19 protein-coding genes are annotated in these 26348 nt (G+C 60.5%); all 19 read left to right on the forward strand.

The features are described from left to right. The first annotated feature begins 13 nt into the window (after positions 1-13). The 19 genes from flgK (at position 14) to AC27VU_RS17785 (ending at position 26305) form a co-directional block, all read left to right on the forward strand. On the forward strand, positions 14-2059 hold the full coding sequence (gene flgK / locus AC27VU_RS17695; RefSeq protein WP_400508669.1) for a flagellar hook-associated protein FlgK: 2046 nt from the start codon (positions 14-16) through the stop codon (positions 2057-2059). Positions 2060-2072: 13 nt separating this feature from the next. Beyond that, positions 2073-3641 (forward strand): flagellar hook-associated protein 3, encoded by a 1569-nt coding sequence (locus tag AC27VU_RS17700; protein ID WP_262142303.1) that lies wholly within the window; start codon positions 2073-2075, stop codon positions 3639-3641. A 110-nt stretch (positions 3642-3751) separates the two neighbouring features. Next, positions 3752-7345: a glycosyltransferase gene (locus tag AC27VU_RS17705; protein WP_488724553.1), complete on the forward strand. Its 3594-nt coding sequence runs from the start codon at positions 3752-3754 to the stop codon at positions 7343-7345. Positions 7346-7580: 235 nt separating this feature from the next. Next, a complete protein-coding gene (locus AC27VU_RS17710) occupies positions 7581-9569 on the forward strand; it encodes a calcium-binding protein (RefSeq protein ID WP_488724554.1) in 1989 nt (662 codons plus the stop codon). A 255-nt stretch (positions 9570-9824) separates the two neighbouring features. Further along, positions 9825-10598 carry a glucose-1-phosphate cytidylyltransferase gene (gene rfbF / locus AC27VU_RS17715; RefSeq protein ID WP_103483904.1) on the forward strand — a complete coding sequence of 258 codons (774 nt, stop codon included), beginning with the start codon at positions 9825-9827 and terminating at the stop codon, positions 10596-10598. Further along, positions 10580-11662, forward strand: coding sequence for a CDP-glucose 4,6-dehydratase (rfbG, locus tag AC27VU_RS17720; protein ID WP_003222822.1), 1083 nt, complete (start codon positions 10580-10582; stop codon positions 11660-11662). Before rfbF ends, rfbG begins: the two co-directional genes overlap by 19 nt. Next, the gene (gene rfbC, locus AC27VU_RS17725; protein WP_488724555.1) at positions 11659-12219 is read left to right on the forward strand and encodes a dTDP-4-dehydrorhamnose 3,5-epimerase; all 561 of its coding nucleotides are present in this window, start codon (positions 11659-11661) and stop codon (positions 12217-12219) included. Before rfbG ends, rfbC begins: the two co-directional genes overlap by 4 nt. Continuing rightward, positions 12216-13442, forward strand: coding sequence for a methyltransferase domain-containing protein (locus AC27VU_RS17730; RefSeq protein ID WP_488724556.1), 1227 nt, complete (start codon positions 12216-12218; stop codon positions 13440-13442). The genes rfbC and AC27VU_RS17730 overlap by 4 nt, the downstream gene beginning before the upstream one ends. Continuing rightward, positions 13439-14290 (forward strand): NAD-dependent epimerase/dehydratase family protein, encoded by an 852-nt coding sequence (locus tag AC27VU_RS17735; RefSeq protein ID WP_488724557.1) that lies wholly within the window; start codon positions 13439-13441, stop codon positions 14288-14290. Before AC27VU_RS17730 ends, AC27VU_RS17735 begins: the two co-directional genes overlap by 4 nt. Beyond that, positions 14287-15357, forward strand: coding sequence for a class I SAM-dependent methyltransferase (locus AC27VU_RS17740; RefSeq protein WP_400508662.1), 1071 nt, complete (start codon positions 14287-14289; stop codon positions 15355-15357). Before AC27VU_RS17735 ends, AC27VU_RS17740 begins: the two co-directional genes overlap by 4 nt. A gap of 17 nt (positions 15358-15374) precedes the next feature. Next, positions 15375-16112 (forward strand): cephalosporin hydroxylase family protein, encoded by a 738-nt coding sequence (locus tag AC27VU_RS17745; RefSeq protein WP_400508660.1) that lies wholly within the window; start codon positions 15375-15377, stop codon positions 16110-16112. Positions 16113-16167: 55 nt separating this feature from the next. Next, positions 16168-19083, forward strand: a complete 2916-nt coding sequence (locus tag AC27VU_RS17750) for a TIGR00180 family glycosyltransferase (protein WP_488724558.1) — start codon at positions 16168-16170, stop codon at positions 19081-19083. Positions 19084-19105: 22 nt separating this feature from the next. Further along, positions 19106-20107: a UDP-N-acetylglucosamine 4,6-dehydratase (inverting) gene (gene pseB, locus AC27VU_RS17755; RefSeq protein ID WP_488724559.1), complete on the forward strand. Its 1002-nt coding sequence runs from the start codon at positions 19106-19108 to the stop codon at positions 20105-20107. Then, entirely contained in the window at positions 20104-21261 is a 1158-nt protein-coding gene (gene pseC / locus AC27VU_RS17760) for a UDP-4-amino-4,6-dideoxy-N-acetyl-beta-L-altrosamine transaminase (protein WP_488724560.1), read from the forward strand. Before pseB ends, pseC begins: the two co-directional genes overlap by 4 nt. A gap of 31 nt (positions 21262-21292) precedes the next feature. After that, entirely contained in the window at positions 21293-21913 is a 621-nt protein-coding gene (locus AC27VU_RS17765; protein WP_488724561.1) for a pseudaminic acid biosynthesis-associated methylase, read from the forward strand. Then, the gene (pseF, locus tag AC27VU_RS17770) at positions 21910-22605 is read left to right on the forward strand and encodes a pseudaminic acid cytidylyltransferase (protein ID WP_488724562.1); all 696 of its coding nucleotides are present in this window, start codon (positions 21910-21912) and stop codon (positions 22603-22605) included. The genes AC27VU_RS17765 and pseF overlap by 4 nt, the downstream gene beginning before the upstream one ends. Beyond that, a complete protein-coding gene (gene pseG, locus AC27VU_RS17775) occupies positions 22602-24107 on the forward strand; it encodes a UDP-2,4-diacetamido-2,4,6-trideoxy-beta-L-altropyranose hydrolase (RefSeq protein ID WP_488724563.1) in 1506 nt (501 codons plus the stop codon). Before pseF ends, pseG begins: the two co-directional genes overlap by 4 nt. Then, complete coding sequence (pseI, locus tag AC27VU_RS17780) at positions 24100-25152, forward strand: pseudaminic acid synthase (RefSeq protein WP_488724564.1); 1053 nt, start codon at positions 24100-24102, stop codon at positions 25150-25152. The genes pseG and pseI overlap by 8 nt, the downstream gene beginning before the upstream one ends. A 226-nt stretch (positions 25153-25378) precedes the next feature. Beyond that, entirely contained in the window at positions 25379-26305 is a 927-nt protein-coding gene (locus AC27VU_RS17785; protein ID WP_488724565.1) for a ketoacyl-ACP synthase III, read from the forward strand. Positions 26306-26348: the final 43 nt, after the last annotated feature.

The following is a 26348-nucleotide window of genomic DNA, read 5'->3' on the forward strand; positions in this document are numbered from 1 at the left end:
TAAGGTCTGAACCATGAGTTTGCTCAATATCGGGATGTCGGGTCTGGCGTCGAGCCAGGCCTCTTTGGCTACGACAGGCAACAACATTGCCAACGTCGACACCGCCGGTTATTCACGCCAGCAAACCGTGCAGGGCACCAAGGCCTCGCAGCAGTACGGCACCGTTTTCATCGGCACGGGCACAACCCTGGCTGACGTGCGCCGGGTCTACAACTCCTACCTGGAATCGCAATTGCACACCGCGACTTCGCTCAACAGCGAAGCGGCGTCGTACTTGGCCCAGGCCACGCCCCTGGACGCCACGTTGTCCGACACCAACACCGGCCTGACCGGCGTGTTGCAGAAGTTCTTCACCTCGATGCAGGGCGTCGCGACGTCGGCGACCGATGACACCTCCCGTCAGTCGGTGCTGACCGGCGCACAGGCGCTGACCAGTCGCTTCAACACCATCGCCAAACAGCTGAACGACCAGAACACCAGCATCAACGGCAGCCTGGGCGACATGACGGCCCAGGTGAACAAACTGGCGACCTCGATTGCCAATCTGAACCAGAAGATCGGTGAGATTTCCACCAGTGGCGGTGCCCCGAACGATCTGCTCGACAGCCGTAACGAAGCCGTGCGTCAGCTGTCCGAGCTGACCGGTGCGCAGGTCGTCGAGCGCGGTACCAGCTTCGACGTGTACATCGGCAGTGGTCAGCCACTGGTGATCGGCAACACCACCAACACCCTGAGCACCGTGCCAAGCAAAGACGATCCGTCGCGCATGGCGATCCAGATGGACCGCGGTTCGAGCACCATTGACGTCACTTCGGCGATGACCGGTGGCGAAATCGGTGGCCTGCTGACCTATCGCAGCGACGTCCTCGACCCTTCGCTCAATGAGCTGGGGCGTGTAGCGCTGGTCGTCGCCGATCAGATCAACAGCCAGCAAGCCCAGGGCATCGATAAGAACGGTGACTTCGGCGCAGCACTGTTCAACAACATCAACAGTGCCGCGCTGGTCAGTCAGCGCAGCATCGCGCAGTCGGGCAACAGCGCAGGTTCGGGCAACCTCGATGTGACTATCAAGGACACCGGCAAGCTGACCACCAGCGATTATCAGGTCACCTTCACCAGCGCCACCGACTACTCGGTCAAGCGCTCCGACGGTACCGACCTCGGTTCGTTCAGTACGACCACCAACCCGCCTCCGGTGATCGACGGCTTCAGCCTGTCGCTCAATGGCGGTGCGCTGAGCGCCGGTGACACCTTCAAGGTCACCCCGACCCGTAACGCGGCGGCGAGCATCCAGACGGTGCTCACCGATCCGAAGAAAATTGCCGCCGCCGGCCCATTGACCGGCTCGGCCAGCGCCAACGGCTTGGGCACTTACACCCAGCCGACGCTCAGCGACACGATCAATATCTACAACCCGACTGCCCAGGCCGACATGCAGGCGGCGCTGAAGAATTCGACGCCGGTCAAACTGGTGTTCGGTGACGCGAGCGGCGGCAGCCAGTCGTACAACCTGGTCGATGCCAAGGGCGCGACCATCGGCACTGGCACCATCGTTCCCGGCCAATCGAACACGCTCAACCTGAAAGTGGGCATCGTCGACGCCAGCGGCAACCCGGTGATGGACACCACCGTCACGCCGAACGTGCAGAAAACCTTCACCGTACAGACCACGGTCGGTGGCACGCCGAAGTCCGGCGAAACCTTCACCATGAACCTTACCGGTGCCGCCTCGTCCGACAACCGCAACGCGCAAGCGCTGGTGGCTCTGCAAACCAAGCAAACCGTCGACACCGGTTCGGCGAGCAAGGGCATCAGTCTCACCGACGCCTACAACAAGCTGGTGACCAACGTCGGTACCAAAGCGGCGCAAGGCAAATCCGACGCCACGGCCACTTCGCAGATTCTGGATCAGGCCCAGGGCGCACGCGATTCGCTGTCCGGGGTCAACCTGGATGAAGAAACCGGCAACCTGGTCAAATACCAGCAGTACTACACCGCCTCGTCGCAGATCATCAAGGCGGCGCAGGAAACATTCTCTACGTTGATCAACAGCCTTTAAGGAGTCGTAATTCATGCGCCTTTCCACCGCCCAGTATTACGGCACCCAAGCGGCTGACTATCAGCGTAACTTCAACAAGGCCGTTGCCACCGCGAGCGAGGCCAGCAGCCTGCAGCGCATCAACACCGCCGCTGATGATCCGATCGGTGCCGGTCGTTTGCTGCAACTGGGCCAGCAGGCGGCGATGCTGGATCAGTACAACACCAATATCAGCAGCACCAAGAGCGGGTTGTCCGTACAGGAAACCACGCTGGACTCCATCACCACGGCACTGCAACGTGCCAAGGAATTGTCTCTGGCCGCCAACAACGGCACGGCCACCGACAAGGATCGCCAGGCCTACGCTCAGGAGCTGGGACAGATTCAGCAAACAGTGCTGGGCCTGATGAACTCCAAGGATGCCAACGGCAACTACCTGTTCTCCGGTTCGAAGACCGACACCGCGCCGTACTCGCAGAATGCCGACGGCACCTTTTCTTACAACGGTGACCAGACCACCATCAACCTGGGCATCGGCGACGGCATGACCGTCGGCACCAACACCACGGGTTGGGATGCTTTCCAGCAGACCATCAATACCGGTCGCACCAACACCACCATGACTGCTCCGGCGGTGGATGACGGTCGTGTGGTGCTGTCCAACGGTACGGTTGGCACCGCAGCCACCTATGACGCCAAGTTCACCGCTGGCCAGCCTTACACCGTCAGCTTCGTCAGCAGTACTCAGCTGAAAATCACCGATGCCCTGGGCAACGACGTTACCGCCGAGGCCAGCAAGAACGGTGTTGTCAGCAACAGCAGCGGCGCCAACCAGACGGTCAGCTTCCGTGGTGTCGACATGAAGCTGAACATTAACCTGAAGGCGGGTGACACTAACCCTGACGCGGTCATTGCCGGGCACAGTTTCCAGTTGGCTTCCACGCCTGACTCGTTCACCACCACGCGCAGTCCGGGCAACCCGTCTACCGCGGTGATCACCGGTTCCAGCATCACCGACCAGGCGGCGTATAACAATGCCTTCCCGCAAGGTGGCGCGGTCCTCAAGTTCACCAGCGCCACGGCGTTCGATCTGTACGCTGCACCTGTTACCGCTGACAGCAAGCCTGTGTCGTCCGGCACGGTGGCCGGGGGCAACGCAACCGCTGCAGGTGTGACCTTCGCGTTAGGCAGCGCACCGGCAGCGGGTGATCAGTTCTCGATCCAGCCGAACAATCATCAGACCCAGAATATCCTCGACACCCTGGGCCAGATGATCACTGCGATGAACACGCCAATCGATGGCGATGACGTGGCCAAGCAGAAATTCCAGGGCGCGATGGAGGCCGGTCTTGGCAACATCGACAGCGCTAATAATCAGATTGGTGCTGCGGTTACTGCAATCGGTGCGCGTGGTCAGTCGCTGGATATGCAAACCGTGACCAACCAGAGCCTGAGCACCGCGAACACTACGACCCAGGGTTCGATTCGCGACTCGGATCCGGCCGAAGTCATGACCCGCCTGACGTTGCAGCAAACCATGCTGCAGGCAGCGCAACTGGCCTTCAGCAAAATCAGCCAGTTGGGTCTGTTCAACAAGATCTGATGGTCAACGGGTGTGCAAACGCCCGTTTTGCCGTGTCCCCTTAGTTAATGTTTTTTGCGGTTTTCAGGGCTCGCTTTCAGGAGCGGGCTCGTACCGCCTGTGAGCCCGCCGTGAATTCACTCCCTCTCGTCAGTATTGCCATTCCCGCCTTCAGTCCACGTTTCTTCGAACGGGCATTGCGCAGTGCCGTCGGTCAGAGCTACGGCAATCTCGAAATCATTGTGTGTGATGACAGTCGCGGCAACGAGATCGAAGACATCGTTGCCAAGGTGGTCGAGGGCACGGGTTTTGCCGTGAGCTACGTGCGCAATCCACGCACGTTGGGCATGGTCGGCAACCTGAAGGTCTGCCTCGATCAGGCGCAGGGTGAGTTCATCAAGTTTCTGTGTGACGACGATCTTCTCTATTCCACCTGTGTCGAACAACAAGCCCATGAACTGTTGCGCGACGAAGTCAGTCTGGTAGTGGCCCAGCGACTTCTGTGGGATGCGGGCGAAATCATCCTGCCTTCGCGTCTGGAAAATACTTCGTTGACACCTTTCAGCGGCTTGCTCAAGGGCGATGATCTGCTGGGGATATTCGAAAAATTCCCGGTCAACGTTCTGGGCGGGTTCAGCAGCGCCTTGTTCCGCCGTGCGGATGTTGTGGAGCTCTTGCCGGCGCTGACCCAGGAAGGTTACTGCTTTGTCGCAACCCTGGATTTCGCGTTGTACGTCTGCCTGCTGCGGCGCGGCAATCTGGCGCTGTCCAACAATGTGCTCAGCGTCGAGCGACTTTACGCAGAGCGCTTGAGCGCACAACAACCCATGAAGGATGCGGTAGAGGTTGAGCGCGAATGGATTTCGCAAATGCTCAAGGCCCGCAGCGGCGAGGCGGCACCTGCATCCGGATGGGTTCGCTACGTCCAGTTGACCAAGGCCGATGAGTCGCCGCGAGTCTGGGAGGAGCTGCCTTTGAGCCGTACTCTCGGTACCAAACAGAGCCGTCAGGAGTGGAGTGTCGGCGCCGACAGTTTCAGTTTCACCGAACTCTATGCGCAGTGGCTGGCGTGTCGGGTGCTCACCGACGAGCAGCGAAAATATCTGCCGGAAACGATTTCCAACTGGCCGCATCAGCCCCGGATCGTGCCGGTCATCATTGATGGTCGGGGCAACCGTAACGGTCTCGAACGCACGTTGGAGGCGCTCGGTGCTCAGGATTACCCGCCAGAATTGATTCTGGTGCTATCGGAGTCCTGTGCCGAAGCCGAGCTGGACGGGCGTGTATTTCGCATGCCGTTGCAAGGGGACGGGCTGGAGCAGATCAATGCGTTGCTGCCGCAGCTGGAAGGCGCCGACTGGTTCTACCTGTTGCAGGCCGGTGATTGTCTGGTAGCGCCAGCGCTGTTGATAATGGCAGAGCGGATCGCGCACTCGAACACTTTCACCTGCCTGTACAGCGATGAGGGCAGTTTGCGCGGTGGTGAGTCGGTAGAGCCGGCTTTCAAACCGGATTTCAACATCGATCTCATGCGCAGCTACCCTTACGTCGGGCGTGCTCTGGCGTTCAAGCGCGAACGTTTTCTTGAGCTGGGCGGGTTTGAGCCGGACTTTGCCGAGCTGGCAGCGCATGACGTGCTGTGGCGCATGGTCGAGAGCGACGGGACGCAGGCTATCGGCCATGTCGCGGAAGTTTTACTGGAGTCCAGGCACGACCTGTCCAAATGGCTTGCCGAACCAGGCGTCGTGGAGCAAAACCCACGGGTGCTCGAAGCGCATTTGCAGCGTTTGGAGGTCGCACACGGTATTCGCCGAGGCAGCCGCGAGTTGCTCAATCGTATCGACTATCAACATGCCCGACGCCCGTTGGTGTCGATCATCGTTGTGACGCAGGACCAGACAGCCGCTTTGCAGCGCTGTGTCGAGACGCTACTGGAAAAAACTGCTTACACCGAGTACGAATTGCTGTTGGTCGACAACGGCAGCAAAAGCGCTGAAGCACTGGCATGGCTGGAAGGCATGGCGCAGCTGGGCAGCGACCGGATTCGCGTAATCACCTGCTCACAAACGAGTAATTTCGCTGCATTGCACAATTTCTCGGTGGCGCAGGCGCGCGGTGAGTATGTGTTGATGCTCAACTCCTTTGTGGTGATTACCCAGGCTGACTGGCTGGACGAACTGGTCAACCATGCACAGCGCCCGGAAGTGGGTGTGGTCGGAGCCAAACTGTTCAACCCGGACGGTTGCGTGTTGCATGCCGGCCTGATTCTTGGCTTGCAAGGGCCTGTCGGTCTTCCGTTTTACGGTCAGCCTGCACAGTCCGACGGCTATATGTTCCGTCTGCAAGCGGTGCAAGACCTGAGCGCTGTGGGTGGCGATTGTCTGATGATCCGCAAATCGCTCTTCGAGGCGCTTGGGGGGCTGGATGAGCATGATCTGAAACAAGCGCTCAATGTCGCGGATCTCTGCCTGCGGATCGGTCAGGAAGGCTATCTGGTGGTGTGGAACCCTTACGCCATTCTGGCCATTGGCGAACGGCCAACCAGTGTGGCGACGGAGCAGGAAGAGCAACTGCATGTCCAGGAACAGGAAGTGTTTTATCGACGTTGGCTGCCGCTCATTGCGCGTGACCCGGCTTATAACGTCAACCTGGCCTTGCAGGGTATCGGAGCGACTTGCTTCAGTCTTGAGCCAGGGCTGCGCACTGGCTGGAGCGCATTCTCCAGAGTGCAGTTGCCCAATGTGCTTGCGGTGCCGATCAATGCCTCGGCGATTGGGCATTACCGCATGAGTCAGCCGTTGATCGAGCTGAAGGCGGCCAACAGGGTAGAAGGGCGCATTTGTTACGGCTTGCCATCGATCATTGATATCGAGCGCCAGACGCCTGACGTGATCGTGCTGCAAGGACGCTACTCGGAACACGCCATCGATGAAATTCCACCACTGAAGAAGTATTTCAATGCGCGGCGAATCTTCGAGCTGGACGACTATGTGATTGACGTTCCACATCGCAACGCGCACATCCGCAACATGCCGAGCAAGCAGGACATGGAGCGTATGGTACGACGTGCTATCGGCCTGTGTGATCGTGTGGTGGTCTCCACTCAGCCGCTCGCCAACGTCCTGTCGGACATGCATCACGATATTCGTGTTGTGCCGAACATGTTGGCCAAAGACATGTGGAGCAACCTTCGCAGCCAGCGCCGTACCTCGAAAAAACCTCGAGTGGGCTGGGGCGGAGGCACCAGTCACCATGGCGATCTGGCGGTCATCGCCGACGTGGTTCGTGAGCTGGCGAATGAAGTCGAATGGGTGTTCTTCGGCATGTGTCCGGATGACCTGCTGCCGTACATGCACGAGTTCCACGGCGTAATCCCCCTCGAGGTGTATCCGGCAAAACTGGCCAGTCTCAACCTGGATCTTGCGTTGGCGCCGCTGGAGTTTCACATCTTTAACGACTGCAAGAGCAACCTGCGTCTGCTGGAATATGGTGCCTGCGGTTACCCTGTGATCTGCACCGACACCGAGGCCTATCGCGGCTACCTGCCGTGCACGCGGATCAAGACCAACACCGCCGATGAGTGGCTGCAAGCGATCCGCATGCACCTGGCCGATCCGGATGCCAGTTACCGCATGGGTGATGATTTGCGTGAGGTCGTGTTGCGTGACTACGTGTTGCGTGGCGATAACCTGCGGTATTGGGAGTATGGCTGGCTGGCGGATTGATCGATTCGCGCACGGCCCCACTGCAAAAACAGGCGACTTTCGAGTCGCCTGTTTTTTTGCGTGGCGAAAAGTTTTTGTATCAAGCCCGATACTTTTTTTGGCCGCGGGCTCAAGCATCGGGATTTTTCTGTCGATACCTTTCCATACGCTCAATTGGCACGGTCAGCGAAGACCGTCCGGCCCGTGTCTGAGGTGACCGATTTCCGGATTCGACAACAACGCAAGGAAGAAGCAAATGGCAGTAGTAAATGGAACGAGTGAAGCGGATGTCCTGTCGGGCACCGATGGCAATGACGAACTCCATGGAATGGAGTCCGACGATCAACTGCTGGCCAGTGCGGGATCCGACCTGCTCGACGGTGGTGAAGGTTTTGACACGGCGAACTATTACGCAATGGGTTCGGGAGTCAGCGTCGAGTTTGGCACTGGTGCGGCAACGGTCGCAGGGCCTGACGGCAAGGTCGATACGCTGGTGTCGGTGGAGAAGGTGGCCGGCAGTTACCACAACGACACGTTTACCGTTTCGGTGGGCGGGGTGACGCTGGACGGCAGCGGCGGTGATGATCTGTACATCGTCGACGCCGAAGGCGTGACCCTGATTGAAGAAAACTACGGTGGCTACGACGAGCTGCGCACCAGCCTCAACACGGTCAAGATGGACCCGTTTATCGAGAAGCTGACCTTCACGGGTACGGGGGATCTCAAGGTTTACGGCAACGCCAGTGACAACGAGATCATCGCCGGAGCGGGCAATGACTGGCTGTGGGGCGGCGCTGGTGCCGACCACTTTGTCGGTGGCGATGGTTACGATACGGTCAGCTACAGCGACAGTCTCGAGGGCGTGCGCGTCGAAGACTTTACCAACTACGACGGACTGACCATTGCCTACGGCGATACCTTTACCGGTATCGAGGCGATTCAGGGCTCGGGGTTCGATGATGTGATTTATCGCCATCAAGGCTCGATGGTCATCGATGGTGCCGACGGTCATGACACCGTGAATTATCGTTACGCGTTCGATGTGGCCAACGTTGTGATCGGCGGTGGCACCAATGCTGCGGGCGATACGTTGCTTAGCGTGGAAGAAGTCATCGGCTCCACCGGTGCTGACCGCTTCACCGTGAACGCCAGCGGTGTGACGGTCGCAGGCGGTCACGGTGATGACGTTTATGTGATCAACAGCGCCGGCGTGACGGTCGAGGAAGACGACAGTTTCATGGGCGGAACCGATCACGTGTTCACCAGCCTTTCGGAACTGAAGCTGAGTGCGTTCGTGGAAAACCTGACCTATACCGGCACTGCCGACTTCACTGGCTACGGTAACGACGAAGCCAACACCATCGTTTCCGGTGCCGGCAATGACGTGTTGCTGGGCGGTGCAGGTGGCGACCGTTTTGAAGGCGGAGCCGGTATCGACATCGTCAGTTACGACGACAGCACTGAAGGCCTGAGCGCCTCTCTGAACTGGGGGCCGCAGAGCGGAATTGCGCTCTACGATATCTACATCGATATCGAAGGTCTGCGCGGCAGTCAGTACAACGATTCGCTGCAAGGCAATTCGGACGACAACATCCTCGAGGGCGGGGCCGGCGACGACCAGATTACCGGTGGCGATGGCAATGACCACATCTATGGCGGCCTGGCATCCGGTCTGGATCAGGCCGGGCAGTCCGACTCCCTGTCGGGCGGCGCGGGGGATGATGTCATCGTCGGTGCCAGCAATGATCTGTTCACCTGGGCCAGTGGCGATGACGGCAACGACACGATCACGCTGGGCCGTGGAATGGCCTTTGGCGGTGAAGGCAACGATGTGCTGACCGCTACGGGCAGCAACTACGTGCTGAACGGTGATGGCGGGAATGATCTGCTGATTCTCAATCTTGCCGGCCAGTCGTCTTCCGGCGGCAGCGCCTATGGCGGCCAGGGTGACGACACTTACGTGGTCAACACCAGCGGCCTGGTAACGATTCAGGATTACGGGCTGGACATCAACGACACGCTGATCCTCAACACCATCACCAACGCCAGCCAGTTGAGCGTCACCCGTATCGGCGACGACGCCTACCTGCACAGCGCCAACGATGGCAGCACTGGTGTGCCGGACAACGGCGTGAAACTGGCGGGTTGGTATGCCGGGTTCAACACCATCGAGCACCTGCAGACTGCCGACGGCCAGGTCTACGACCTGCCGGCGACTGTCGATGGCTTCGCCATGTTCGGCTGATCGCTCAATCTGTTGATGCAACGCAAGGAAAGGGATGAATCCGCTGCTGGATTCATCCCTTTTTTCATGCCTCGCGGCGCACCTGACGCAGCGCTCGCGGAGCTGGCGCGTTTCCTGCAAGTCCCCCTCAAATCGCCATAAAACGAGCGTTCGCGGTCATCGCAGCGACGCCGCAGGCGGCAAAAGGGTTAGCCAGACGGCGCGCATCGCTCAAAAAAGCCATGCGCAGCCCGGTGACGAACGAGAGGGGAGACGATGAAGGCAGTTATTTTGGCGGGTGGCCTCGGCACACGCATCAGTGAAGAGTCGCACCTCAAGCCCAAGCCGATGATCGAGATCGGCGGCAAGCCAATTCTCTGGCACATCATGAAGCAGTATTCCGCTCACGGAATCCACGACTTCGTGATCTGCCTGGGCTACAAGGGCTATGCGATCAAGGACTTCTTCGCCAACTACTTCCTGCACACCTCCGACGTCACTTTCAACATGCGCGAGAACCGCATGGACGTGCATCAGAATTACAGCGAGCCGTGGAGCGTCACCCTGATCGACACCGGCGAGGAAACCATGACCGGAGGCCGTCTGCTGCGTGCCGGTCGTTACCTCAAGGATGAAGAGGCGTTCTGCTTCACCTACGGCGACGGCGTTTCCGACATCAACATTGCTCAGCTCGTCGATTACCACAAAGCGCACGGTCGCCTGGCCACCGTCACCGCGGTGCAGCCGCCGGGACGTTACGGTGCCCTCGAGCGCCAGGGCGATCAGGTGCTGGGTTTCACCGAAAAACCGCGCGGCGACGGTGGCTGGATCAACGGTGGCTTTTTCGTGCTGTCACCCAAAGTCCTGTCCTATATCGCTGGCGATGAAACCACCTGGGAAGCCGAGCCGCTGGCGCGTCTGGCTCAGGAAGAACAGTTGAACGCCTTCGAACACGAAGGCTTCTGGCATCCGATGGACACCCTGCGCGACAAGAACCATCTCGAAGCGCTGTGGCAGAGCGGGGAGGCCCCATGGAAGCAATGGGCCTGAGCGCGGATTTCTGGCGCGGCAAACGTGTGCTGGTCACCGGTCACACCGGTTTCAAGGGCAGTTGGCTGACCCTGTGGCTGCAAAGCCTCGGCGCGCAAGTCAGCGGTTTCTCGCTGGATCCGTCGACCGAACCGAGCCTGTATGAACTGGCGCGGGTTCACGAAGGGATCAACGATCAGCGCGGTGATCTGCGCGATCTCGGCGCGTTGCTGGAAATCATCGCCGACACCGAGCCGGAGATCGTCCTGCACCTGGCCGCTCAGCCACTGGTGCGTGAAGGCTATCGCGACCCGCTGGGCACTTACTCCAGCAACGTCATGGGCACGCTGAACCTGCTCGAAGCGATCCGTCAGGTCGGTTGCGTACGCGCCTGCGTGCTGGTGACCACCGACAAGGTTTACGCCAACAAGGAATGGCTGTGGCCGTACCGCGAAGACGAAGCCCTCGGCGGGCACGATCCTTACAGCAGCAGCAAGGCTTGCTGCGAATTGTTGGCACAGTCTTATGCGGCGTCGTTCTTCCCGGCTGACAAGTACGCCGAGCACGGTCTGGCCCTGGCCACCGCGCGCGCCGGCAACGTGCTGGGCGGCGGCGACTTTGCCCCGGAGCGCCTGATTCCCGACGTGCTCAAAGCCTGGACTGCCGACGAGCCGGTGACCCTGCGTTACCCGCAAGCGGTGCGCCCGTGGCAGCACGCGCTGGAACCGCTGGCCGGTTACCTGCAACTGGCCGCCGGCCTCTACGAACAAGGCCCGGAGTACGCCGGGGCGTGGAACTTCGGACCCGGCGAGGCGGACATGTGCAGCGTCGGCGAAGTGGTCGAACTGCTCGCCAGTCGCTGGCCGCAGGCACGCGGTTTGCGCATCGAAAAAAGCGAACTGCACGAGGCTGGTCTGTTGCGCCTCGACAGTAGCCGCGCCCGTCAGGTACTCGGCTGGCAGCCACGCTGGACCTTGCAGCAATGCCTGACCCAGACTCTCGACTGGCACTTGGCGTGGCAGAACGGCGATGACATGCGCAACGTCACTCTCGGTCAACTGAACCTGTACCGAGGCGCGCTGTGAGCGAGTTTTCCTTGAAACAGTTGCCGCTGGCCGGGTTGTTCAGCGTCCAGCACAAACGCTTCGAAGATCAGCGCGGGCACTTCGCCCGGTTGTTCTGCGAAGGCAGCCTGAGTGCGTTCGGCAGCGAATTTCATATCCGCCAGATCAACCATTCCTGCACCCGCGAGAAGGGCAGTGTGCGCGGTCTGCATTACCAGAATGCCAACGCCCCGGAAGCCAAGCTGATCACTTGCCTGCGCGGTGAAGTGTGGGACGTGGCGGTGGATCTGCGCCCGGACTCCGAGACCTTTCTGCACTGGCACGCCGAGCACCTCAAGGCTGGCGACGGTCGCAGCCTGCTGATTCCGGCCGGCTTCGCTCATGGCTTTCAGACCCTGACCGACGACGCCGAACTGCTTTACCTGCACAGCGCTGATTACGCGCCGGAGCACGAGAGCGGGCTGTCGGTGAACGATCCACGGCTGGCGATTGCCTGGCCGTTGCCTGTCAATAATTTGTCAGCGCGTGATTCCAGCCATCCCGCGCTCGATCAATACTTTGCTGGAGTGCGTCTATGAACTGCCGTGGGTGCGCCGCACCGCTGAGCCTGCCGCTGATCGACCTCGGCACCTCGCCACCTTCCAATGCCTACGTGCACGCCGAGCGCCTGGAACAGGCCGAGCAATGGGTGCCGCTGAAGGTTGCCGTTTGCCAGCAATGCTGGCTGGTGCAGACCGAGGATTACACCCGCGCCGACAGCCTGTTCGACGCCGAGTACGCTTACTTCAGTTCGTTCTCCAGTACCTGGCTGGCCCATGCCGAGCGCTATGTCGCCGAGATGGTCGAGCGCTTTGCGCTGAACGCCGACAGCCGTGTAGTCGAAATCGCCGCCAATGACGGCTATCTGCTGCAGTACGTCGCTGCTCGCGGCATCCCGTGTCTGGGTGTCGAGCCGACCCGCAGCACCGCGCAAGCGGCGCGGGAAAAAGGCCTGCAGATTCGAGAAGTGTTCTTCGGTCGCGACAGCGCAGCACAGCTGAAAAGCGAAGGCTGGGGCGCCGACCTGATGGCCGCCAACAACGTGCTCGCGCATGTGCCGGACATCAATGATTTCCTCGGTGGTTTCGCCACGCTGCTCAAGCCAACCGGCGTCGCCACTTTTGAATTCCCGCAACTGCTGACGCTGATGGCCGGCGCGCAGTTCGACACGCTGTACCACGAGCACTATTCCTATCTGTCGCTGACCGCCGTGCAGACACTGTGCGAGCGCAATGGTCTGGAAGTGTTCGATGTCAGTCAGTTGAGCACTCATGGCGGTTCGCTGCGGGTGTTCGTGCAACGCAAGGATGGCGAACGCCGCTCGGTGCAGTCGGCGGTGCAGCAACAGTTGCAGGCCGAGCTGGATGCCGGGGTGAAAACCCCTGAGTACTACGCGACCCTCGCGCCGGCTGCCGAACGCATCAAGCATGAACTGCTGCGCTTCCTGTTGCAGGCCAAGGCCGATGGCAAGCGTGTGGTCGGTTACGGCGCGGCGGCCAAGGGCAACACCTTGCTCAACTACGCCGGGGTCAAACCCGACCTGCTGGCCTGGGTGGCCGATGCCAACCCGCACAAGCAGGGCAAGTTTCTGCCGGGCAGCCGTATCCCGATTGTCGCGCCGGCGCAGATCGATAGCGAAAAACCGGACTACGTGCTGGTGCTGCCGTGGAACCTGCTGCACGAAGTCAGTCAGCAACTGGCGCAGGTGCGTCAGTGGGACGGGCGCTTCGTGATCGCCGTGCCTGAGATGAAAATCCTGTGAAAGTTCTGGTCACCGGGGCCACGGGCTTCGTCGGCCGGCATCTGGTCGCGGCGTTGCTGGCGCGTGGCTGCGACGTTCGCGCGGTGGCGCGCAATTCAGATACGGCTGCGACCATGCCGTGGATCAACCACGTCGAATTTGTCGCGGCGGATATTCACGCGGCGGATCTGGACATTGCGGCGCTCACCGACGGTATCGACGTCCTCGCGCACCTGGCTTGGCCGGGTTTGCCGAACTATCGGGCGCTGTTCCATTTCGAGCACAACCTGATGGCCGACTACCGCTTTATCAAAGGCGCGGTCGAGGCGGGTGTGAAGCAAGTGCTGGTGACTGGCACCTGCTTCGAGTACGGCATGCAAAGCGGCCCGCTCAGCGAAAATGTCGAGCCGCAGCCGAGCAATCCTTACGGTCTGGCCAAACACACGCTGCATCTGTTTTTGCAAAATCTGCAACAGGAAAAACCGTTCACCTTGCAGTGGGCGCGCCTGTTCTATCTGCATGGCGAAGGGCAGAACCCCAACAGTCTGCTGGCGGCGCTGGACCGGGCGATCGATGCCGGGGAGGCGTCGTTCAACATGTCTGGCGGCGAGCAGTTGCGGGACTTTTTGCCGATCGCCAGCGCCGCCGCTTACCTCGCCACGATCGTGCATCAGCGCGATTTCAACGGCGTGATCAATTGCGCCAGTGGCCAACCGGTATCGGTGCGCGCACTGGTTGAACAACGTCTGCGCGAGCGCGGTGCAGCACTGAATCTGAACCTCGGCCATTACCCGTATCCGAGCCATGAACCGATGGCGTTCTGGGCCGTGACCGAGCGTTTGCAACAGCTACTGGGAGAGCCGCAATGAGGCACGAGTTGTATCGGGTTACCGACCTGCCGGTGTTGCAGAACCGCACCTTTGCCGACCCGGAGTCGGCCAAGGCTTCGGCCAGCGCCGACATGCTGCTGGTGCAGGACGAGCGCAGCGGCCTGATCTTCAACGCCGCGTTCAATGCCGACAAGCTCAGCTATGACGCTGACTATCAGAACGAGCAGGCCCATTCGGGCCAGTTCCAGAAGCACCTGAGCGACGTCGAAGGCATTATCGCCAGGCACTTCAAGGGTCAGGAGCTGATCGAAGTCGGCTGCGGCAAGGGCTACTTCCTCGAACTGCTCAAGGGCCTCGGTTATTCGATCACCGGGATCGACCCGGCCTACGAAGGCGAGAACGCCGACGTGATCAAGGCGCCGTTCACCCGTGGTCTCGGCCTGGCGGCGGACGCCATCGTCCTGCGCCATGTGCTGGAACACATCGAAGACCCGGTGAGCTTTCTGGCGGTGATCGCCGAAGCCAATCAGGGCGGGCAGATCTACATCGAAGTGCCGTGCTTCGACTGGATCCTCGAGCACAAGGCCTGGTTCGACCTGTTCTACGAGCACGTCAATTATTTCCGCCTCGATGACCTGCGCCGGATGTTCGGCACCGTGCACGAGGCCGGTCACCTGTTCGGTGGCCAGTACCTGTACATCGTCGCCGACCTGTCGACGTTGCGCCTGACCCCGCAGCAACCGGTGCCACGCCTGACGCTGCCGGACGGTTTCACGGCGAGCCTTGAGCGCGCGGTGCAGATCATTCAATCCGCACCCGAGCAGGGTTCGGCGATCTGGGGCGCATCGTCCAAAGGCGTGATCTATTCGCTGTTCCTGCAACGCGCGGGTGTCGCGGTGGATCGTGTGGTGGATATCAACCCGGCCAAACAGGGGCGTTATCTGCCGCTGAGCGGCGCGCGGGTGTCCTCGCCACAAGAGGCGATGGATGCGCTGCCCGAAGGCGCCAACCTGTTTGTGATGAACTCCAATTACCTCGAAGAAATCAAGCGGATGACCGGTGGACGCTACGTCTATCACGCCGTCGATAGCGCTTCGTTCCAGTGACCATTGAGACTTTGAACATGACCGACCACAGCATCAACCAAGCCTTCGAAGCCGAATGCCGCGAGCAGATCGCCCAGCAGGGTGACGACCAGAAACTCACTGGCCTGGCCCGTGATTTCTTCAACGAATCGGCCAAACACAAGTACAGCTACCACTTCTCGTGGATGGGCCGCCCGATCATCCAGTTGCCACAAGACATGATGGCGATGCAGGAGATCATCTGGCAGGTCAAGCCGGATCTGGTCATCGAGTGCGGCATCGCCCACGGCGGTTCGATCATCTACTACGCCTCCCTGCTGGAACTGCAAGGTCACGGCGAAGTGCTGGGCATCGACCTCGACATCCGCCCGCACAACCGTGAAGCGATCGAAAGCCACCCGATGGCCAAGCGCATCAAGATGATCGAAGGCTCGAGCATCGACCCGGCCATCGCCGCTCAGGTGCAGGCTGCGGCCAAAGGCAAGAAGGTCATCCTGGTGCTCGACTCCAACCATACCCACGACCACGTACTCGAAGAGCTGCGCCTGTACGCGCCGCTGGTCTCGGTCGACAGCTACTGCGTGGTGATGGACACCGTGGTCGAAGACATGCCGGCCGATTTCTTCCCGGATCGTCCATGGGGCCCGGGTGACAACCCGAAAACCGCAGTGTGGAAGTACCTGGAAGAGAATCAGGATTTCGAGATCGACCAGCAATTGCAGAACAAACTGCTGATCACCGTGGCGCCGGACGGCTATCTGCGTCGCGTTCGTTAATTCGCAACATCACCAAAGCGTTATCTCGGCGAGTCGCCGGTTGTGGAGAGAAGTTATGCAAGGCAAGTACAGTTCTGAACTGGCGCTACCGCTCAACGAGCTGTTGACCGTGGTGCTGATTACTCACAATCGGCCGGCGTTCCTGCGTCGGGCGGTGAAGTATTACAGCAGCTTGCCCTGCCGGATCATGGTGCTCGACTCCACTCCCGAGCGGCCGGAAGGGGATTTTTCCGCCGTCGATTATCACCATGTGCCGCAGTTCGCTTACTGGGGCATGCAGTCCAAACTGGCTTATGGTGTAGAGCGACTGACCACGCCGTACATGGTGCTGGCGGCTGACGACGATTTTATCCTGCACGATTCGCTGGCCGAGTCCGTCGGTTTTCTGCAGGCGAATCAGGACTACGGCATGTGCCACGGCTACTGCCTGATGTACCTGTCTCTGGCACACGGGGTGAGTTACTACCGCCGCGACAAGAAGGTCCAGGAAGATTATGCGTCGGAGCGGGCTCAGGATCGGGTCATCGATTACATGAGTCAGTACATCCCGCCGTTCTACGCGGTGACCCGTACCGATCTGATGAAGACTTGGCATTCGGCGCTGCCGCCGGGTACCAGTTTCCAATGGCAGGAAATCGGTCACGTGTATTTTCTGCTGGCCAGTGCCAAGGCGCGGATTCTGCCGATGCCTTACGTGGTTCGCGAGATCAACTATGGTGCCTCCGAGCACAGCACGGACGTGTATCACTCGCTTACTTACGTCGACAGTAAGTCGGTTGCCGAACGCGAGGCTTTCACCGACTTCCTGATAACGCTGCCGACCGAGATCAATGGCCTGGACACCGAACAGGCCAAGGCCTTCGTCGAACAGAGTTACGAAGCGATGGCCGAGAGTCTGCGGACCGGCCGGGCTCTGGCTGCCGAGTTGATTTTTGAATCCACCTGGAATCAGCACTCGAAAGTACCGGATCGTCGTTTCGGACCACTGCAATATGTCGAGATGCCGTTCTACAACCAGGCGTTCTTCGACCGTCTGGAACAGTTCGAATTCATGCTGCACGCCATGCCGGCCGGGCGCATGCAGCTGGAAGGGCTAGAAGGTATCTGGGCGCGCCAGACGCACCTGTTGCAGGCACGCAATAACGATAATCCAGAGAGTGTGCTGGACCGTTTGTGGCAGGCGCATGACCTCAATGCCTTCAATCGAAATGTGCTCAAGCGTCTGGCGGGGCAATTGGACCTGTTGGGCGACGCCGAAGCGGCACCGGCGATTCATGAATGGATTGCCCGTCTCGAGTCGCTGAGCGTCGACGATCATCGCGCAGTCTTTGACAATATGACGTCGGGTCGCCTGCTCAACTGGCTGGCCGCGCGAGCGCCTTCCGAACAACAGTTCGAGTCAATCCGTCAGCACTTGGCAACTAACGGCGGTGGTCCGCAGTTCGGGATTTTCCTGCTTGATCTGGATAACGACATCGACAAACTGCAGGTCTCTCTCGACAGCCTGCTCGAGGGGCACTGCAAGGCGTTCAAGATTGTCGTGCTCACCACCGGCGAACCACCAGCGGCAACCACGGCGCAAAACATTCTGCATTTTGTCCGGGTCACTCCAGGCAATTTTGTTGACAGGCTCAACCAGAGCATTCGGCAGTCTCCCTGCGATTGGATGTTGCTGGCGCAGGCGGGGGATGAGTTCACGTCGAGCGGATTGCTGCGTGCCAGCCTGGAGTTGATGTCCGTCGAGGGCGTTCACGCGGTTGCCACCGATGAAGTCCAGCGCAAGGAAGGCGGGGCGCTGATTGACGTGTTCCGCCCCGGCTTCAATCTGGATCTGCTGCAGAGTATTCCTTCGTTGATGGCGCGCCACTGGTTGATTCGCCGAGAGGTACTGCTTGAGGTTGGCGGTTATCAGTCGGATTTCCACAAGGCGCTGGAATTCGACTTGCTGCTACGCATCATTGAGCAAGAAGGGCTCGGTGGCCTGGCCCACCTTGACGAACCGTTGTTGATTACCCAGGCAGCGGTGCTGGAAGAAAACGCCCACGAGCGTCAGGCCTTGCTGCGTCACCTGGGTCATCGTGGCTACAAGGCGCGGATCAGCTCGACAGTGCCGGGGACTTACCAGATTGATTACCGCCATTGCGAACAGCCGAAGGTTTCGATCATCCTGCCTGCGGGCGGCGATCTTGCGGAACTGCAACGCTGCCTGAACGGCGTGTTGTTGCGAACGCGCTACACCCGTTATGAGGTGCTGATTGCGGCCAATCCGCATTTGTCGGCTGCGATCAATGACTGGCTGGGTTCTCTGCAGAATGCCAGGGTGCGCGTGCTGTACGCCGATCGACCACTGACTGAGGTGGCACTGTGCAATGCAGCGAGTCAGGAGGCACAGGGCGAGTATCTGGTACTGCTGGCAGCGGACAGCGAAGTGGTCAATCCGAACTGGCTCGAGTCTTTGCTCAACCACGCTCAGCGTCCGGAAGTCGGCATCGTGGGGGCCAAAATGATTGATCGCGACGGCAAGATTTCTCAGGCCGGTTTGATTCTTGGTCTGAACGGTGGCGTCGGATCGGCCTTCATCGGCGAAACACACACCACCGAGGGCTACATGCAACGCCTCGTCGTCGAGCAGAACTACTCGGCCGTGTCGAAGGTGTGCCTGATGGTGCGCAAAGAGTTGTTCGACGCGCTCGGCGGTCTGGACGAAGTGACCTTTGCCGACGGTTTCAGCGACGTCGATTTGTGCCTCAAGGCCGGTCAGGCCGGTTACCTCACGGTGTGGACGCCGCTGGTGCAGGTGCTGCACACCGGCGAGCTGCCGCAGGCTCCCGAAGCATTGGCGGCATTGCGGGAGAAATGGAGCGCGACCTTCGCCCGGGATCCGGCCTACAACGCCAACCTGGCCCTGACCGGCAAAGGCTTCACCCTGGGCGACAGTGCCCCGATCAATTGGGCGCAGTTGCTCGCCTGAGCCGGCCGACAGGAATCCGAACATGTTCAACGGTAAATCGATCTTCATCTCCGGCGGCACCGGCTCGTTCGGGCGCAAATTCATCGCCCGTCTGCTTGAGCAATACCAGCCCAAGCGCGTGGTGGTGTTCTCCCGCGATGAGCTCAAGCAGTACGAAATGCAGCAGACGTTCAACGCGCCATGCATGCGTTACTTTCTCGGTGACGTGCGCGATGCCGACCGTCTGCGGCAGGCCATGCGCGGCATCGACTACGTGGTGCACGCGGCGGCGCTCAAGCAGGTGCCGGCGGCGGAGTACAACCCGACCGAATGCATTCGCACCAACGTCAATGGCGCGGAGAACATCATCGCCGCTGCCATCGACAACGGCGTGAAGAAAGTCGTGGCCCTGTCCACCGACAAGGCTGCCAGCCCGATCAACCTGTATGGCGCAACCAAGCTGCTCTCGGACAAACTGTTCGTCGCCGCCAACAACATTGCCGGCGAACAACAAACGCGTTTTGCCGTGGTGCGCTACGGCAACGTGGCCGGATCCCGTGGCTCGGTCGTACCGTTTTTCAGCAAGTTGATTGCCGACGGTGCGCAGGAGTTGCCGATCACCGACGAGCGCATGACCCGATTCTGGATCACCCTCGACCACGGCGTGCAATTTGTCCTCGACAGCTTTGCGCGGATGCATGGCGGCGAAGTGTTCGTGCCGAAGATCCCGTCGATTCGCATCGTCGATCTGGCGCGGGGTATGGCCGAGCATCTGCCGCACAAGTACGTCGGTATTCGTCCCGGGGAAAAACTGCATGAACTGATGGTGCCTCTGGACGATGCGCGGATGACCCTGGAATTCGCAGACCATTACACCATCCAGCCTTCCATCCGCTTTACCAGCGTCGATGTCGATTTCTCCATCGACAAGCTCGGCGAACATGGCCGGCCGGTGAGTGAAGATTTCGAATACCGCTCCGATACCAATCCGCACTACCTCTCGGTCGGGCAGATCGCCGAGCTGCACGCGAAGTTGTCGGCATGATTCCCTACGGTCGGCAGAGCGTTGATCAGGCGGACATCGATGCTGTGGTCGAGGTGCTGCAATCGGACTGGCTGACCCAAGGCCCGACCATCGAGCGCTTCGAGCAGGCGATGGCCGAACGGTGCCAGGCGGATTTCGCGGTAGCGGTGTGCAACGCCACGGCGGCGCTGCACATTGCCTGCCTCGCGGCGGGCCTTGGCCCGGGCGATCGCTTGTGGACCACGCCGAACACTTTTCTGGCTTCGGCCAACTGCGGGCGCTATTGCGGCGCCGATGTGGATTTCGTCGATATCGATCCGCTGACCTGGAACCTCGATGCCTTCGCCCTCGCGGCGAAACTCGATCAGGCCGAGCAGGATGGCACGTTGCCGAAAGTGTTGGTGGCGGTGGCGTTCTCCGGGCAGAGCTGCGACCTGCGCAAGATTGCCGAACTGGCCGAGCGCTACAACTTCACCGTGATCGAAGACGCCTCGCACGCCGTGGGCGCCAGCTACGCCGGGCGCCCGGTGGGTTGCGGGGAATTTGCGGCAATGACCGTGTTCAGTTTCCATCCGGTGAAGATCATCACCAGCGCCGAAGGCGGCATGGTCCTGACCAATCGCCCGCAACTGGCCGAGCGTCTGCAACGCCTGCGCAGCCATGGCATGACCCGCGATCCGCAGCAGATGAACGAACCCAGCCACGGCCCGTGGTATTACCAGCAGATCGAGCTGGGTTTCAATTACCGGATCACCGATTTGCAGGCGGCGTTGGGTCTGTCGCAACTGGCCAAACTGGACGGCTTCATTGCCCGTCGCCGTGAACTGGCGGCGCGTTACGACCGTTTGTTGGCCTACCTGCCACTGACCTTGCCCAGCGCGCAGCCGGAGGCCGAATCGGCGTGGCATCTGTACGTGGTGCGCCTGCAGACCGAGCGCATCGGCTTGACCCATCGTCAGGTGTTCGAAGGCTTGCGTGCCGCCGGCATCGGCGTGAACCTGCACTATATTCCGGTGCATTTGCAGCCGTACTATCGCGACATGGGTTTTGCCGAAGGTGACTTCCCCGAGGGCGAGCGTTATTACGCCGAGGCGATCAGCCTGCCGCTGTTTCCGTTGCTCAGCGATGAGCAACAGGATCATGTGGTCGAGCAATTGCGCCGGCTGACCGAATAAATCCCGCTGCGGCGGCGAATGAGACTGTGCAATGCGTGATCTGAGTGAGCAGGAAAAATTCTGGCAGGGCGACTTTGGCAACCAGTATGTCGATCGCAACGTCGGACAACCGCTGGTGGCGGCCAATCTGGCGCTGTTCGCCAAGGCCCTGAGCCGCGCCGGGCGCATCGACAGTGTGGTTGAGCTGGGCACCAATGCCGGCAACAACCTGCAGGCGCTGCATCAGTTGCTGCCGCAAAGTGAGTTGTTCGGGGTCGAGATCAATGAAAGCGCCTGTGCTCAGGCGCGGGCACTGGGCATCGCGCAGATCTGGCACGGCTCGCTGTTCGATTTTCCCCGCGAGCGCAGCTACGACCTGACCCTGAGCAAAGGCGTGCTGATCCATCTGGCGCCGGAGCTGCTGCCGACCGCCTATGCGCAGTTGTATGCGTTGAGCCAGCGCTACATCCTGATCGCCGAGTACTACAACCCGGTGCCGGTGGAGGTGTCCTATCGCGGCAACAGCGGCAAGCTGTTCAAGCGCGATTTCGCTGGGGAAATGCTTGATCGTTATGCCGATCTGCACTTGCTCGATTACGGCTTTGGTTATCACCGTGACCCGCAATTTCCGGTGGACGACATCACCTGGTTTCTGCTGGAAAAACGTCCTTGAACAGCGTCGCAATCATCCCGGCCCGTGGCGGCAGCAAGCGCATCCCGCGCAAGAATCTGTTGCCGTTCGATGGCGTGCCGATGATTGTCCGCTCGATCCGTACGGCGCTCGACAGTGGCCTGTTCGAACAGGTCGTGGTCAGCACCGATGACGCCGACATTGCCGAGTTGGCGCTGGCCCACGGTGCGCAAGTGCCTTTCCTGCGCCCGGCTGAACTGGCGGATGATTTCACCGGCACTGCTGCGGTGATCAAGCATGCGTTGCAGCAACTGCCGGCGTTCGATTACGCCTGCTGCGTGTACGCCACGGCGCCGTTGTTACAGGCGCGCTTTCTGCGTCAGGGGTTGGAGTTGCTGCAGTTGCATCCGCAGAAGTCGTTTGCGTTCTCCGTGTGCAGCTTTGGTTTCCCCGTGCAGCGGGCGCTGACGCTGGACGGGCAGGGCGCATTGACCGCGTTGTACCCGGAATTTCGCAATACCCGCTCGCAGGATCTGCCTGAAGCTTTTCAGGACGCCGGCCAGTTTTACTGGGGCCGTAGCGAAGCGTGGTTGCGCGGTGACGTGTTGTATTCAAGCGCCAGCCTGCCGGTGATTCTGCCGCGGCATCTGGTGCAGGACATCGACACGCTGGAAGACTGGAAGCGCGCCGAATACCTCTACGCCGCGCTCAAGGCCGGCGGAGAACTGCAATGAGAGTGCTGATCCGCGCTGACGCTTCGCCGACTATCGGCAGTGGCCACATTGCCCGTTGCCTGACGCTGGCGCGAGTGCTGCGCAAACAGGGCAGTCATGTCGCGTTTGCCTGTCGGCAATTGCCGGGCCATCGACTGGATGCACTGCAGGCCGAGGGGTTCGAGACGTTCGCGCTGCCCGACAGCTATCCCGGTGAAGATCCGCAGCAGGCCATCGAGTCGATGCTGCCGTGGCAGGCTGATATCGACGCTCTGGACGCCTTGCTGGCAGGTCACGCCGCATTCGACTGGATCATCGCCGACCACTACGGCCTCGATCATCACTGGCAAACCGCGGCCCGTCAGTGGTCGCCACGAATTGCTGCAGTGGATGACCTCGCCACGCGGCATTACAGCGTTGATCTGTTGCTCAATCAAAACCTGTCCGGCCTGAGCGCCGACTACGCGCCACTGCTGCCCGCCGACTGTCGCACCTTGCTCGGCCCGCGCTACGCCATGCTGCGCGAAGAATTCGTCTGCCCGGCCATCGAGATCAAACCCAAGGCCCGCCGTGTGCTGGTGAATTTCGGTGGTTTCGACGCGGCGATGCAGACCCGTCACGCGATGTTGGCCCTGAAGGATTTCACAGCGCTGGAAGTGGATTTCGTCGCTGGCGCAGACAATCCGGCATGGACACAAATGCAGGCGCTCGCCGAAACACGCCCGCACTGGCGCCTGCACAGTTTCGTCAGCGATTTCCAGCAACGCATGACCGAAGCCGATCTGTTTATCGGCGCCGGCGGCGGCACCAGTTGGGAACGCGCGGCGCTGGGCCTGCCGACGATCTGCATCGCGGTATCGAACAATCAGCAGGCCAACGGCGAAGTCATGGCAGCGGCGGGGGCGCATGTGTTCATGGGCGCCCGCGAGCAGGTGAGTGTCGAGCAACTGCGCGATGCCGTCGGTTTTGTCGTCGACAATTTTTATCTGCGCCAGAGCCTGGCCGAGCGTTCGCGGCAACTGGTGGATGGGCGCGGTGCGTTGCGCGTGGCGGCGGCGTTGGCCGGTGCGGTGCTCAAGCTGCGCCCGGCGACCCTCGATGATGCGCAGTTGCTGTTCGACGGGCGCAATGCCGAGGCTGTGCGGCGCTGGTCACTGGACACGGCTGCAATCGAATGGCCGCAGCACCTGAACTGGCTCAATGCGAGTCTGCGCAACCCGCAGCGCCTGCTGTTGATCGCCGAGGCCGATGACGGACCGGTTGGCGTCTTGCGCTATGACCTGCGCGGCTTTGAGGCCGAAGTGTCGCTGTATCTGCTTGATGGGCGTTTCGGTCTCGGCTGGGGCAGGGCGCTGCTGGCGCGAGGCGAGGTGTTCGTCCGCGAGCACTGGCCGCAGTTGAGCGCGATTACCGCGCAGGTCTTGCCGCGCAATCGCCCCTCTTTGAATGTATTTCGTGACGCCGGATTCACCCAGAGTGCCTGCGCGTTCACCCAGGTTTTGAAGGATCACCGCTATGAGTAGTTTCAAGATTGGCGAGCGTCTGATCGGCGCCGATGCGCCGCCGTTCATCATTGCCGAGATGAGCGGCAACCATAACCAGTCGCTGGAGGTGGCTCTGCAGATTGTCGAGGCCGCCGCCAAGGCTGGCGCGAATGCCTTGAAGTTGCAGACGTACACCGCGCAGACCATGACTCTGGATCTGACCGAGGGCGAGTTTTTCATCAAGGATCCGAACAGCCTGTGGGCCGGTACTTCGCTGTACGACCTGTATGAGAAAGCCCATACCCCGTGGGAGTGGCACGCACCGATTTTCGCCCGGGCCAAAGAGCTGGGGATGCTCGCGTTCTCGACGCCGTTCGATGACACGGCGGTGGACTTTCTCGAAAGCCTCGACGTGCCGGCGTACAAGATCGCCAGTTTCGAAAACACCGATCTGCCGTTGATTCGTCGCGTGGCGGCGACCGGCAAACCGCTGATCATCTCCACCGGCATGGCCAGCATCGCCGAACTCGACGAAACCGTGCGTGCCGCCCGCGAGGCGGGGTGCAAGGATCTGGTGCTGCTCAAATGCACCAGCACTTACCCGGCAACGCCGCTCAACAGCAACCTGCGCACGATCCCGCACCTGCGTGAGCTGTTCGGTTGCGAGGTGGGTCTTTCCGATCACTCCATGGGCGTTGGCGTGTCCGTGGCTGCTGTCGCGCTCGGGGCGACCGTGGTGGAAAAGCATTTCACCCTCGACCGTTCGGCAGGTGGGGTCGACGCGAGTTTCTCGCTGGAACCTGCGGAGCTGGCCAGTCTGGTGGTCGAAACCGAGCGCGCCTGGCAGGCCATGGGCCAGGTGCATTACGGCGTTACCGAGGCCGAGCGCAAGTCGCTGGTTTATCGCCGTTCGCTGTACGTCACCGCCGACATGGCCGCCGGTGAGCCCTTCACCGCCGCCAATCTGCGCGCCATTCGCCCCGGTCTCGGTCTGCCGCCCAAGCACACCGACGCCGTCCTCGGTCGTCGCGCTCGTCAGGCGATCAAACGCGGCACGCCGCTGGACTGGTCGTTGGTCGAATAACCCGATCTGCAACCGATTCGGCAAAATAGCGTGACCTGCGAGTCATAACGCGCATCTTCACTGTATTGTATTGACCGGGGAGATGGCGCCTGGCCGTGTATCGGTTCCAGTGATAGCCCTTTGCGCTCCCCGTGGCTGCCCTTTGTGGCGGCCGTTTTCTGTTTGTCGGCGCCCCTCGAATCCTTGCGAGCGGTGGTTTTGGGCTGTTTTTTATTGGGAAGCCGTAATGATTGGCATAAAAAGCATTGCGAGCTACGTTCCTGTAGCCGGCGTGGACAATTACGCACAAGGTGCAAAATTCGAGAAGGATGAAGAATTCATCCTCGGCAAAATCGGTTCGGCCTTCCTGCCGCGCAAAGACGCTGAACAGGAAACCTCCGATCTGTGCGTGGAAGCGGCCAATGCGCTGTTTGCCAGCAACCCTGAACTGAAACGTGAATCGATCGACGCACTGATCGTCGTCACTCAGAACGGTGATGAAGAAGGCCTGCCGCACACTGCTGCAATCGTCCAGGACAAACTCGGTCTGCCGACCAATGTTGCGGCGTTCGATATTTCCCTGGGCTGCTCCGGCTACGTCTACGGCATCTACGCGATCAAGGGCTTCATGGAAGCCGCCGGTCTGAAGAACGGCCTGCTGATCACCGCTGACCCGTATTCGAAAATCGTCGACCCGGAAGACCGCAACACCACCATGCTCTTCGGCGATGCCGCCACCGCCACCTGGATGGGCGAAGACCCTTCCTGGGCGCTGGGCAAGGCCAAGTTCGGCACCGACGGTTCCGGCGCACCGCACCTGAAAGTCACCGATGGCGTGTTCTTCATGAACGGTCGTCAGGTGTTCAACTTCGCGCTGCTCAAAGTCCCGGCGCACTTGCACGAATTGCTCGACGACTCCGGCCTCAAGGCTGACGACATCGACGCCTTCTGCATTCACCAGGGCAGTGCGGCGATTGTCGATGCGGTGGCGCGGCGTTTCGAAGGTGAGCCGGAGAAGTTCATCAAGGACATGGTCGAGACCGGTAACACCGTATCGTCGAGCATTCCGTTGCTGCTGGAAAAGCATGTACTCGATTCCGACTGGCAGCGCGTTGCCCTGAGCGGTTTCGGTGTCGGTCTGTCGTGGGGCTCGGCGATCATCTATCGTCCTTGAGTCCGGTCAAAAACGGCGGATACAAAAATAGCGTTCAGGGTTA

Source organism: Pseudomonas sp. 14P5.3.2, assembly GCF_057799175.1.

Coding starts and splice junctions, on each gene's coding strand:
- flgK (WP_400508669.1), top strand. CDS start 14: ATGAGTTTGCTCAATATCGGGATGTCGGGTCTGGCGTCGAGCCAGGCC.
- AC27VU_RS17700 (WP_262142303.1), top strand. CDS start 2,073: ATGCGCCTTTCCACCGCCCAGTATTACGGCACCCAAGCGGCTGACTAT.
- AC27VU_RS17710 (WP_488724554.1), top strand. CDS start 7,581: ATGGCAGTAGTAAATGGAACGAGTGAAGCGGATGTCCTGTCGGGCACC.
- rfbF (WP_103483904.1), top strand. CDS start 9,825: ATGAAGGCAGTTATTTTGGCGGGTGGCCTCGGCACACGCATCAGTGAA.
- rfbG (WP_003222822.1), top strand. CDS start 10,580: ATGGAAGCAATGGGCCTGAGCGCGGATTTCTGGCGCGGCAAACGTGTG.
- AC27VU_RS17730 (WP_488724556.1), top strand. CDS start 12,216: ATGAACTGCCGTGGGTGCGCCGCACCGCTGAGCCTGCCGCTGATCGAC.
- AC27VU_RS17740 (WP_400508662.1), top strand. CDS start 14,287: ATGAGGCACGAGTTGTATCGGGTTACCGACCTGCCGGTGTTGCAGAAC.
- AC27VU_RS17745 (WP_400508660.1), top strand. CDS start 15,375: ATGACCGACCACAGCATCAACCAAGCCTTCGAAGCCGAATGCCGCGAG.
- AC27VU_RS17750 (WP_488724558.1), top strand. CDS start 16,168: ATGCAAGGCAAGTACAGTTCTGAACTGGCGCTACCGCTCAACGAGCTG.
- pseB (WP_488724559.1), top strand. CDS start 19,106: ATGTTCAACGGTAAATCGATCTTCATCTCCGGCGGCACCGGCTCGTTC.
- pseC (WP_488724560.1), top strand. CDS start 20,104: ATGATTCCCTACGGTCGGCAGAGCGTTGATCAGGCGGACATCGATGCT.
- AC27VU_RS17765 (WP_488724561.1), top strand. CDS start 21,293: ATGCGTGATCTGAGTGAGCAGGAAAAATTCTGGCAGGGCGACTTTGGC.
- pseG (WP_488724563.1), top strand. CDS start 22,602: ATGAGAGTGCTGATCCGCGCTGACGCTTCGCCGACTATCGGCAGTGGC.
- pseI (WP_488724564.1), top strand. CDS start 24,100: ATGAGTAGTTTCAAGATTGGCGAGCGTCTGATCGGCGCCGATGCGCCG.
- AC27VU_RS17785 (WP_488724565.1), top strand. CDS start 25,379: ATGATTGGCATAAAAAGCATTGCGAGCTACGTTCCTGTAGCCGGCGTG.